The sequence below is a fragment of the Novosphingobium sp. Chol11 genome, from assembly GCF_900218065.1.
In the GTDB taxonomy this organism is placed as follows: Bacteria; Pseudomonadota; Alphaproteobacteria; order Sphingomonadales; family Sphingomonadaceae; genus Sphingobium; species Sphingobium agri.
The window spans coordinates 2,369,258-2,380,759 of record NZ_OBMU01000001.1 but is presented as its reverse complement, the minus strand read 5'-3'; the positions used below and the strand labels follow the sequence as shown (position 1 = coordinate 2,380,759).

Below are 11,502 nucleotides of genomic sequence, written 5' to 3'. Positions count from 1 at the left end.
CATCTCGGGCCTCTACACCGAACGCCACGTCGCTCCCCACCCAATATTCGAACCCAGACCAATATGTCTCCGCTGGCCCTGTCTTCCCGCCCCGCATCCCGCCATCATGGCGTCACCAGCCAGGACAATCTTCATGACCAGCCTTCCTTTCACCCAGGTCGACGCCTTCGCCGACGCGCCTTTCACTGGCAATCCGGCCGCTGTGATGCCGCTCGGCCGCTGGCTCGACGATGCGACGCTTCAGGCGATCGCGGCGGAAAACAACCTGTCGGAAACCGCCTTCACCGTTCCCTTGCCTGATGATCCGGACGCCGATTATGCGCTGCGCTGGTTCACGCCCACGGTCGAGGTAAAGCTGTGTGGCCACGCTACCCTCGCGAGCGGCCATGTGCTGATGGGCGGCCGCACCGCGCTTCGCTTCCGCACCCGGCATGCAGGCGTCCTCACGGTGGCAAGGGATCGCGACGGCTATGCCCTCTCGCTGCCCGCCTGGCACATGGAGCCGCGAGCGCTGCCTGACCTTGCCGCCGGGCTAGGCGGCGCCCCCATCGAGTCCCACTGGCGCGGCGGCGGCTATAGCCTCTTCCTTTTCCCCGATGCTGCGGCGATCCGCGCGCTCCAGCCCAACTATGCGGCTCTGAAAGCGCTGGGCGACATCATGCTCATCGCGACGGCTCCAGGCGAAGGCAGCGACATCATCAGCCGCGTCTTCGTGCCGGGCGGCGGCGTGGACGAGGACCCCGTGACGGGTTCAGCGCACTGCCTGCTCACTCCCTTCTGGGCCGAGCGGCTCGACAAGACGAAGCTCAGCGCCGTTCAAGCCTCACCACGCGGCGGCAGTATGAGTTGCCAACTGAAAGACGACCGCGTCACCCTGACCGGAGCCTGCCGCACGGTAATAGAGGGGCAATTTTTGCTGTAGAGCCGCGCTGACCTCAGGCTTCGTCGTCGAGCATCGCTATGATGGGAAAGATATGCCGCACCTTGCTGCGGTGAATGGAGGCGGTCACCCGATCCTTATATTGCGTCAGGCCGATCAGGTTGCGGTCCCGGGCGCTCAGCTTGCCGATCGTCCATAAGGACCGTTCGTCGTCGTCGCGCAGTTGCACGATCACATCTGTATCGATGGACGCAGGCTTGATCCTGTCCAATATCACGCGCTCACCAGCCCGGAAGCGTGGCTCCATGGCCTCGCTGGGGATGTAGATGGCGAAATAGCGGTTGGCGTCGCCACGGCCGAACGGAGCAGGCATGTAGGCAGCCGGTTGCGTAAAGTCGCCTTCCCAGATTTCCAGATCATTTGCGACCGATATGCTGTCGTCGTCGGGGAACAGGAGCGAAGCGGCATAGACGGGTATCGATCGATCACCAGGCATCGCAAAGGGCAGCGGCCGTTCTTTCACCATATGGCTGTGGCTCGGGATCGAAGCCACGCTGCCCCGCGCCTCGCACATGGCAAACGGCTCGGGAAAGGCTTCCCTGAGTTTGGCAATGCTTCGGGCGGAGAGGGAATAGCCGACCGATGGCGTGGGGTAGATCCGAGTGAGCGTCGATGGTGACAAGCCTGATCGCCGCGCGACTTCGGTCGCGGAAAGGCCGGTTTCCTCGATCAGGCAACTGATCAGCCCGCGCGCTTTCTGCTGATCCCATTCATAGTCAAAAGGCATGTTGTTCCGCGCCTGCTCTGGGCACACCGGTGTGACCACTTCGATAGAAACGGCAGCCGCGCAAACGCCCGGCCTCCTATCAATGGTTTTTAGAGGGCTTCACATTTCCGCTGCAAACCTGCCAATTGCATATTGAACATCTATACAATTTGCGCACATGAATATCTAGAAAATTCATCCAAATCCCTCCGATGCGGAGACAAAAGCTCATAAATTCGGAGTCATTTGCGCTTCTGTTTGCGCTACCGCAAAAAGCCGTTGCGAAGAAAAGGGATTGCGCATAGGACGTTTGCGCAAGTTGCGCACACGCACGCGAAGTGCGTCTGGCGTTGTGCAGGGGGTGAAGGGGATTTTTCACCGCGCATTTAGATGCGGAAAGGCCGGGCTGGTGTCGCCCCGGGCCTTCTCCCCTGCGCCGCTTGGCTTCGCGGCTTTGCACGATGACTAGGGGAAAGACGAATGAGAACTAACTCGAAACTGCATCGGATGCTGCTACTGTCAGCCTCGATGCCGGCGATGGCGCTCCTCGCCAACGCCAGCGGAGCCTCTGCCGCTCCTGCCGCTGTGAATGTGCCAACCGGCGCAGGTACGGCGGCTGCAGTGAACGCCGACATCGATGCAGCGATCCCGACGCCTGCCAATCCCGATCTGAACGTCACGATCGCCGCTGGGGCTGACATCACTGGCGGCGCCGTCGGCTATGATTTCGTCGCGGGCGGCTATGCGGCTGGCGAAGGCGACGGTGCGGTTTCGCTGACCAATGACGGCCGGGTGACAGGTATTGCCTTTGGCGGCGTCGGAAGCACGGCTGCCGCGAACAGCTTCACCGCCACCAATAATGGCGAAGTAGCAGGCAGCATCAGCGCGAACGGCTTCGGCGGCACGGCTTCGATCACCAACAATGCTGTCGTGGACGGCAACGTCGTCGGTTCGGCCTATGGCGATGTGGCGCTGGTGAATGGCCCGGCGGGCGAAGTGAGCGGCAGCCTCATTGGCTCGGCCCTGGGCACCGCGAACGTCGCGGTCACCAACAACGGTTCTGTCGTTGGCGACCTGGTCGGCGCGGCAACGACCGGTTCTGTCACTTTGGCCAACAGCGGCTTGGTCGGCGGCGACGCCTTGACTGCGACCACGGATGGCGCGATCTCGATCACCAACGCGGCCGCTGGACGTATCAGCGGCGACGTCGATGCTGCTTCGGGCACAGGCGCGGTCACCGTCGGGAACAATGGCCAGGTCCTGGGTCAGACCACCGCTTCGAGCGGCAGCACGGTCTCGACCAGCACTGGACCCACGGTGACGGTCTCGGGAACGACCACGACCACGCAGTCCAGCAGCTCGAGCGAGATCATCGGCGGCGATGTCACTGGCACCTATGCAGGCATCAACGGCTCGTTGAACTTCGGCACCGGCAATGACGGCAGCGTCAGCCAGTTCTCCGCCGCCAACAGCACGGCCACCGTCAGCGGCAGCGTCTATGGCGACGTGTCGTCCACCGCGCAGGGCATATCGCAGGCCACTGCAAGCACGGACGTTGCTACCGACTCGCGCGATGGCGCGGGCACCGGCACGGTGGTCGCCACCAGCGTCGACACCACTGATTTCGCCTCCACCGGCGGCACCAGCACCGTAAACGTCAGCGGCACGGTTGCTCCTGGCGATTCCGGCCGCAATGGCGATGTGACGTCCTTTGGCAACGCTGGCAGCGTGGTGAACGTCAATGGCGGCCAGATCTCCGGCAATGTCAGCTCGACCAGCCAGGGTTTCGCCATCAATGTGACGACCAACTCGGAAAGCACCGATACCTACGACGCTGGCGTCCTGCAGGGGACCAGTTCGTCCGCGAGCACGCAGTTCACCCAGAGCCAGACCGGCGGCGCAGCTTCCGTGGCGCTTCAGGGTGCGGCCAATGTGGGCGGCAGCGTGAATGTCTCGGGTGGCGCTGCGGCATCTGCCGACATCGGCGCCGACGCGTCCGTTGGCGGCAACGTCTTCGTGAGCACCGCGCAGATAGGGCCCTTCGTCTCGACGCCCGCTGACGTGGCATTCACCACCTCCACAACGCGCACGGTGGACGCCGCTGGGGATGGTACAGCTACTGTCACCACCACCTCGACGGAAGCAGCACCTGCCGTTGCTGGCAACGCAACGCTCAACAATGCCGGACGCATCGATCTCGGTGCCACCGTCGTTTCGGCGTTCGGCAACGCAAGCGCCAACATCACCGGCTCGGTTGGTGGATCGGTATCTGCCTCGTCCCGCACCGACCTCTCCAATAGCGAGAGCGTTGACAATTACACCGTCGCTGGCGGCATCGACACGCTGACCACCAGCAGCGACAGCAGCAGCTTGACCTCGGCAGGCGGCCAGGCTTCGGTTGTCGTGGACGCGCCGTCGCAGCAGGGCGTGCCCAGCGTAGCGGGCAACGTCTCGGCTTTTGGCGTGGGCGGTGCCTCGATCGCGATCGGCGAAGGCAGTGTCATCGGCGACGCCGACAACGGCTCTGGCGGCACCCTGTCTGCCCGCAGCGTCGGCTTCGACAGCAGCCAGGAAGTCGTCACCACCTATGCGGCGGACGGCTTCACTCCCGTCAGCATCGTGAGGACGCTCACTGATCAGCCAGTCGGCGCGGCGGCCTCGGTCACGAACGACGGAACCGTCCTTGGCGATGTCGATGTTGAAGGCCTCACCTCTGCCTCGTTCGTCAACAATGGCTCAGCCGGTACACTCGGCGCAGGCAATGTCTTCAGCGTTTCCGCGCTGGATCAGGGCGGCACGGCGACGATCACCGACACCAACCCGACCAATGCTGGCACACGCACCATCGCGGCAAGCATCACGGCGGCTCCGGTCGGCGGCAACGCCAGCTTCACCAACAACGGTATCGCGTTCGGTGACGTAGAACTGGAAGGCGTCACCGGTGCTGTCACGAACAACGGCATCCTGACGGGCACCACGACGCTCGGCGGGTCGGTGTTCAGCGGCACGGCCACTGTCGATGCGACCGTCAATACGACGGCCGTCACCGTCACCGCCGCTCCGTCTGCTCAAACCTACACGGTTGACCAGAACGGCATCTCCCGCGGCTTCACCGTGACGGGTGCTGTATCGACACAGAGCGAAGTTGCCTCTGATCTTGCCTCGCTGGTTTCGGGCGCGGGCGTTCCGCTTGACTCGTCACAGGTCGATCCGGCTGCATTCAACCTGACTGTCGGTGGCGAAGCCGCCGTCAAAACGGCTGACATCAACGCCACGATCAACCTCAACAATGGCTCGATCACGCTCGGCGACATCGACGCCCAGCGCGATGACAGCGGTGCGTTCCTGACCAACACCACGGTCAACCTGAACGGCGCTGGCTTCCTGGGGGCCAGCGAACTCAAGCTCGCGGGTTCGACCGCAGCGGCCGACTTCACGCCGGTCGCGACCCTGCCGGAAGATGCTGAAGGCCTGTTCGGTCCGACGGCGGTTCGCGTGCTTGGCGTCAATACCGTCAACAAGACCGGTGCTGGCACCTTCGTCGTGACGGGTGCCGAATATGTCCCGGCTGAAGGCTCCACGCCTGCTGCCTGGACGATGGACGTCGGCAACCTCAACGTGCAGGCTGGCGAGCTTCAGCTGGGCACGGCTTCGGACGATGCGGTCTTCGGGATCAAGGGCAACATCAACAATGATGCGACCCTGGTCATCGGCCGTCGCGAGCCCACCGTCATCCGCACGGTCGGCAACAGCATCGTCAGCTCGGGTCCGGAAGCGATCAAGGGCATCGAAGTCTATCAGCAGGGCAACTACACCCAGAGTGCCACCGGCACGACGGTCGTGGGCGTCAATCCTTCGCTGATCCGCAACGGCCTCACCATTGCCAATGGCGGCACGGCTCCGGAAGTTCTGGGCCCGATCACTGGCGGCGTGGGCATTCCCTACTTCACCACTCCGGAAAATGCCGGTGTCTTCTCGACCCCGTCATTCGTCACGGTGGACGGGAACCTGAACCTCGCTGGCAAGGTCGCGGTGACCGTGTCGAAGGACAGCCTCTATTCCACGGGCGACGGCTACACGCTGTTCACCTACACGGGTACGGGTGATGTCACGGCAACGGCTACCTCGTCGCTGAACTCGCAGTTCGTGACCTTCGGCCTGACGCATGACACGGCTGCCAAGACCGTGTCGATCGAAGCGACCCGCAACAGCTATGCTGTTGGCGCGACCAACCGCAACGCGGCTGCTGCGGCTGTGGGTCTGGACAGCGCGCTTGCTGACGTCATCGCCCGCGTTAAAACGGACGCTGCCGGCGGCAACGGCTTTGCCACCGCGACCGAGATCGCCAATGCGCAGGACATCGCGAACATCGCGGCTGGCCTCGACTGGCGCCTCAACAGCGCACAGGCGGCGCAGGTCTTCAACGAGCTTTCCTCGGCGGAAATCTACGGTTCGCTTGCTGCGGTGGATCAGAACGCCGTCTTCAACACCACGGTCAGCCGTCTGGCGGCGCGTCGCGGTTATGGAGAGGCTCTGGGCACCCAAATCTGGTTCAACCCCTCGGCCAACTTCGCCAAGACGGGCGGCACCCGCTCGGGCGCGTCGAAGATCAAGACCAACAGCTATGGTGGCGCCTTCGGTATCGACGTCGCTTATCAGGAAGACGGCGCCTTCGGCATCGGCTTCGGCTATGGTCAGCATGACGTTTCGGCCAAGGGTTCGCCGGAAGAAGCGCAGGTCCGCACCTACACCATCGGTGCCTATGCGACCCAGGGCTTTGGTCCCTTCTACGGCAGCTTCCAGTTCGCCTACGGCTTCTCGAAGTTCGAAGTCGAACGCGACCTGACCCTGCTTGCCCGCACCATCGAAGGCGACTTCAAGGGCTCGCAATGGGATGCCAGCCTGGAACTGGGCTATGACTTCGCGGCTGGCAACGGTCTGGTCGTGACGCCCTATGGTAAGCTGGCTCTGCGCCGCTGGTCGATGAACGGCTTCACCGAAGAAGGTGGCGCAGGCATCGGTCTGCGTGTGGATGATGCGTCGAAGACGGTCTTCTCGCCGGTCATCGGTGTGAAGGCGGGTGCCCTGCTGGGCGACGTCGAAGGCGTCGCATACCGCCCCTATGCCAAGGTGCAGTACAGCTTCCAGGGCAACATCGGCAGCGACCGCACCGTCCAATATGTGGGCGGCGGCAACGCCTTCAACCTGAAGGGCGTCGACCCCGATGGTCATGGCTTGATCGAACTGGGTATCGACGCTTCTGTGAACAAGCGCGTCAACCTGTTCCTGTCCGGTGGCTACGGCTTCGGCGGGCACAACAGCCTGGCTCAGATCCGCGGCGGTATCAGCTTCGGTTTCTGATCCAACTCTCCTCATGCACTGGGCGCGTCGATTTCGGCGCGCCCTTTTTTTGGGCTCACCTGTTGAGTGCGGGACAGACCTCCAGCGTTGGAAGATGGGCACGGATATGAAATGGGAACAATATGTCGCCGACATGCTGATCGATCGGCTCAGGCAGCATCATGTAGAGCTTTTGGCGGGCGAACAGGACAGCATATGCTTCTTCGTCGATCCAACGCCGCCATCCACGCGCCGCACCGTAGTCAGTGACTATGACAAGGGCGTGATCGATGGCGCGATCCGCGAACTTCAACATCTGATCCACGCATCGCCGCTGCTCAAGCGCGCCATCTTCGATCGCCTGTCAGCCTTAGATGGCACTGCCGAACTGCGCCGCCATCGGCTTCCGGGATGAACCCGGATGCCTAGAGGCCTATGTCATGTGGAAACCGGAATATTGCGCCCGGGCCGATGGGGCTGTGCGTTGGAAACGGATGGCGGTGGCATCTGGCAGCTGGACGCGCCTCGATCTGCCCGGCGCTATCTGGGAATGCGAGTGAAGGTCGAAGGAAGGCGGTCGGGCTTCGACCTGCTGGACGTGCATCGCATATCGCCGATCGACCCGCCTCTAAAGCAACCGCTTCGCCGATGGTGGCAACTGCTCGGCCGCTTTGGCCTGGTTCGACCTTTGACCACTCGCGCATCGACCTAAATTAGCCGACTTTCGGCCACCCCGTTCGGGCTAAGCTTGTCGAGGCCCCTCACTTGCCTTTCAGGCCGCAGTGCCGCTCCGGCCGTCAGAATATAGCGGCACCCGTACACGTCTAAACCTTACGCCGAAAACAGCCGCATCAATCTCGCCAGCGCCTGCTTGAGCGCTGCGCGTTGTTCCTTGTCCGGTGACGCCCCAATCCGCACCACCGTCAATGACTGCCCCGGCGACACCAATATATATTGCCCGCCGTGCCCCACACAGCCGAACAGGCTGCGCGGCGCGTCTCCCGGCATCAGTGCGCTCTCGTCGCTCTCCCGGTTCAGCCAGAGATGCGCGCCATAGGCGGGATTGCGGGGAGAGGGGGTCCGCATGAAATCGACCCACTTCTCAGGCACGATCTGATGTCCATTGGGGCCACGCCCATGGTTGCGCAGCAGTTCGCCAAATCGCGCATAATCGCGCGCGGTCATGTGCAGGAAGCTGCCGCCGATCATCGTGCCCGCCGCGTCATATTCCACCGTCAGGCTCCTGATCCCTGCCGGGATCTTAAGCCGCCCGTCGATAAAGGTCTGCATCGCCTGCCGCCGCGCATCGGGATCGGGATTGCTCGTCAGCATCCGCGCCATCAGGTCGCCGAGGATCAGCGTGTTGCCGGTCGAATAGGAAAAGCGCGACCCCGGCGCATGGGCGAGCGGCTTGGCCTCGGCAAAGCTGCTCATGTCCTGCGCGCCATCGGTGAACAGCATGCGCACCGTGTCGGCCTGCGCCAGCGGCTCGTCGTCCTCGACATGGTCCAGCCCTGACGTCATGGCGAGCAGTTGCCGCAGCGTGATCCGCCCGCGCGGATCGCCCGGCTGGCCCCACGCCGCGACCGGCACAGGCGAATCGAGCGCCAGCCGCCCATCCGCGACCATCAACCCGACCAGCACCGCCGTTACGCTCTTGCCCATCGACCAGCCGAGCAGTTTCGTCTCCGGCCCGAACCCGACCGCATAGCGTTCCGCGATAATCTCGCCCCGGTGCATGACGATCAGTGCCCGCGTCTCGCCGACATCCTCCTCGCCCTCGAACAGCGGATCGATCGCCGCGCGCAGATCCGCTTCGCTCACCCCCGAAGGCGCCGTCACCTGATAGCCGGGCGCCGGGTCCGCCGCGCGCACCGCCAGTCCGCCAGCAAGCGCCAGCAGCGACAAAATGGCGACGCCGATGCCAACAGGCTTTACGCTTTTCCGCTCGAGCTTCATAAGCAGCGCCCTTAGCACGGCTCATCGGAAAGGGGAGCATGTCCGCACGCCCGAAATGGATTTATGCGCTCGCCGCCATTGCAGTGCTGCTCGTCCTGCTGCTGGCGTGGAACTGGAGCGGCATGCGCGCCCGCGCCGCCGTGGGCGCGGGTTATGGCGCACGGATCACCTGCTCCTGCCGTTATGTGGAGGGGCGCGGCATGGACAGCTGCAGACATGACAAGGAACCAGGCATGGCCCTCGTCACCCTCTCCGACGACCCCGAATCGCGCAGCGTCGAAGCCAGCGTCCCGCTTCTCGCCTCCCGCACCGCACGCTACCGCAAGGGCTGGGGCTGCCTGCTCGACCCGCTGGACTGATCGCGCCGAGGCGCAGAGCGCGCAGAGGCAAAAAGCCCGCGCGCAGCGCATCTCAAAATCTCCGCGCCTCTGCGCCTCCGCGTGAACCCATTATTTGCCTCTCCAGCCACAACCGCTACAGCCCTCGGATGCGCCCCGACATCCCCACTCTCCTCCACGACATCTTCGGCTTCCCGGCCTTCCGGGGCGTGCAGGAACAGGTCGTCGGCCGCATCATGGCGGGCCAGCCCACGCTCGCCATCATGCCGACCGGCGCGGGCAAGTCGCTCTGCTATCAACTGCCCGCCGTCGCGCTCGATGGCTGCTGCGTCGTCATCTCCCCGCTCATCGCGCTGATGCATGACCAGCTCCGCGCGGCCCAGGCGGTCGGCATTCGCGCCGCCAGCCTCACCAGCGTCGATGCCGACTGGCGCGAGACGCAGGACCGCCTGCGCAATGGTGACCTCGACCTCCTCTACGTCGCGCCCGAACGCGCCAGCGGAGAGGGCTTCCGCAATCTCCTGCGCGCCACGAAAGTCGCCCTCTTCGCCATAGACGAAGCGCATTGTGTCTCTGAATGGGGCCATGACTTCCGTCCCGACTACCGCCTGCTGCGCCCGCTGCTCGACGAATTCCCGCAAGTCCCCCGCCTGGCGCTCACCGCGACGGCCGACCATCACACCCGCGACGACATCCTCGTCCAGCTCGGCATCCCGCGCGAAGGCCTGATCATCGCGGGCTTCGACCGGCCCAATATCCGCTATGCCGTGCATCCCCGCGACGGCTTGCCCCGTCAGCTGTCCGCGCTCATCGCCGCCAGCGAAGGCCCCGGCATCGTCTATGCCCCCACCCGCGCGGCGACGGAAAAGCTGGCCGAGACACTGACCCGCACCGGTCGCCCGACCCGCGCTTATCATGCCGGGCTCGACCCCGCCGTCCGCGCCGCCAGTCAGGCCGCCTTCATCGCCAGCGAAGACATGGTCATGGTCGCGACCATCGCGTTCGGCATGGGCATCGACAAGCCCGACGTCCGCTTCGTCGCCCACGCCGCGCTGCCAAAATCGATCGAGGGCTATTATCAGGAGTCCGGCCGCGCAGGCCGCGACGGCGAGCCCGCGCAAGCGCACCTCTTCTGGGGCGCCGACGACTTCGCCCGCGCCCGCCAGCGCGTCGCCGAACTCGATCCCGCCCGCCAGCAGGGCGAGCGTACCCGCATCACCGCACTTGGCGGCCTTGTCGAAACAGGCACCTGCCGCCGCGCCATCCTGCTCCGCCACTTTGGCGAGCATCCGCCTGCCACATGCGGCAACTGCGACAACTGCCTCAATCCCCCCGCCAGCATCGACGCGACGGAGACGGCCCGCAAATTCCTCTCCGCCGTCTATCGCACCGGCCAGAGCTTCGGCGTCGGCCATATCGAACAGGTGCTGACCGGTGCCGTAACCGACCGCATCCGCGAACGCGGCCATGACAAAATCTCGGTCTACGGCATCGTGTCGGGAGAAGAAACGCCGCTCCTCCGCCCGGTTTCCCGCGCGCTTCTGGTAAAAGATGCTTTGCAAACTAATGAACATGGCGGCCTCGAACTCGGCCCGAGCGCTCGCCCCATCCTGCGTGGAGAAGAGGCGGTCAGCCTCGTCCTCCCGCCCCGCCGGGAGCGCCGCCGCAACGCACGCAACGGAAAGGCGGAAAACCCCGTAGGCGATCCGCTGTTCGATGCCCTGCGCGCCTGCCGCCGCGAACTCGCGCAGGAACAGGGGGTGCCTCCCTATGTGATCTTCCACGATTCCACCCTGCGCGAAATGGCCGAACAGCGCCCGTCGAGCCTCGCCGAACTCGGCCACATCAGCGGCATCGGCCAGCGCAAGCTCGACGCATATGGCGACGCCTTCCTCGCCGCCATCCGCCCGCACCTCTAATCCTCTCCTTCAGCGGAGAGGCCAGGGAGCCTTGTTGCTTCAGCAGCTAGGCCTATTTGGAAGCAGAGCTTGGTTCACGCGGAGCCGCGGAGCCGCGGAGAGAAGACTGCCCAGAGACGCGTCTGCCGTTCGCGCGCGGAGCGCAGTAAAACCAGCCCGTCTCCCGCAAATCCACCAAGACACGAATACCCTCACCTCAATCCACCTCCGCGTCTCCGCGCCTCCGCGTGAACCATAATTCATCCCCCCAGCGGCCCGTGCGCCTCCGCCTGCCAAAACCCCTTGAAACCCTCCCCCCAC

General features: G+C 64.3%; 8 protein-coding genes. 6 read left to right on the top strand and 2 right to left on the bottom strand.

Annotated elements, in window-relative coordinates; genetic code table 11:
* Positions 1-133 precede the first annotated feature (133 nt).
* Positions 134-922, top strand: coding sequence for a PhzF family phenazine biosynthesis protein (locus NCHOL11_RS11855; RefSeq protein ID WP_097092480.1), 789 nt, complete (start codon positions 134-136; stop codon positions 920-922).
* A 13-nt stretch (positions 923-935) separates the two neighbouring features.
* On the opposite strand, the gene NCHOL11_RS11850 is transcribed toward NCHOL11_RS11855, so the two are convergent.
* Positions 936-1,667 (bottom strand): hypothetical protein, encoded by a 732-nt coding sequence (locus tag NCHOL11_RS11850; RefSeq protein ID WP_141397854.1) that lies wholly within the window; start codon positions 1,665-1,667, stop codon positions 936-938.
* Between the two features lie 486 nt (positions 1,668-2,153).
* On the opposite strand from NCHOL11_RS11850, the gene NCHOL11_RS11845 reads away from it, so the two are divergent.
* The 3 genes from NCHOL11_RS11845 to NCHOL11_RS18200 all read left to right on the top strand — a co-directional run bounded on the left by NCHOL11_RS11845 (position 2,154) and on the right by NCHOL11_RS18200 (position 7,698).
* Complete coding sequence (locus NCHOL11_RS11845; protein WP_097092478.1) at positions 2,154-7,007, top strand: autotransporter domain-containing protein; 4,854 nt, start codon at positions 2,154-2,156, stop codon at positions 7,005-7,007.
* 94 nt (positions 7,008-7,101) lie between these two features.
* Positions 7,102-7,401 (top strand): hypothetical protein, encoded by a 300-nt coding sequence (locus NCHOL11_RS11840; RefSeq protein WP_097092477.1) that lies wholly within the window; start codon positions 7,102-7,104, stop codon positions 7,399-7,401.
* Positions 7,402-7,407: 6 nt separating this feature from the next.
* The gene (locus NCHOL11_RS18200) at positions 7,408-7,698 is read left to right on the top strand and encodes a DUF5818 domain-containing protein (protein WP_255254779.1); all 291 of its coding nucleotides are present in this window, start codon (positions 7,408-7,410) and stop codon (positions 7,696-7,698) included.
* Positions 7,699-7,817: 119 nt separating this feature from the next.
* On the opposite strand, the gene NCHOL11_RS11830 is transcribed toward NCHOL11_RS18200, so the two are convergent.
* A complete protein-coding gene (locus NCHOL11_RS11830; RefSeq protein WP_097092476.1) occupies positions 7,818-8,945 on the bottom strand; it encodes a serine hydrolase domain-containing protein in 1,128 nt (375 codons plus the stop codon).
* 38 nt (positions 8,946-8,983) lie between these two features.
* Between NCHOL11_RS11830 and NCHOL11_RS11825 the strand changes: the two genes are divergently transcribed.
* Both NCHOL11_RS11825 and recQ read left to right on the top strand, forming a co-directional pair.
* The gene (locus NCHOL11_RS11825) at positions 8,984-9,304 is read left to right on the top strand and encodes a hypothetical protein (RefSeq protein WP_097092475.1); all 321 of its coding nucleotides are present in this window, start codon (positions 8,984-8,986) and stop codon (positions 9,302-9,304) included.
* A gap of 128 nt (positions 9,305-9,432) precedes the next feature.
* On the top strand, positions 9,433-11,202 hold the full coding sequence (gene recQ, locus NCHOL11_RS11820; RefSeq protein ID WP_097092474.1) for a DNA helicase RecQ: 1,770 nt from the start codon (positions 9,433-9,435) through the stop codon (positions 11,200-11,202).
* Positions 11,203-11,502: the final 300 nt, after the last annotated feature.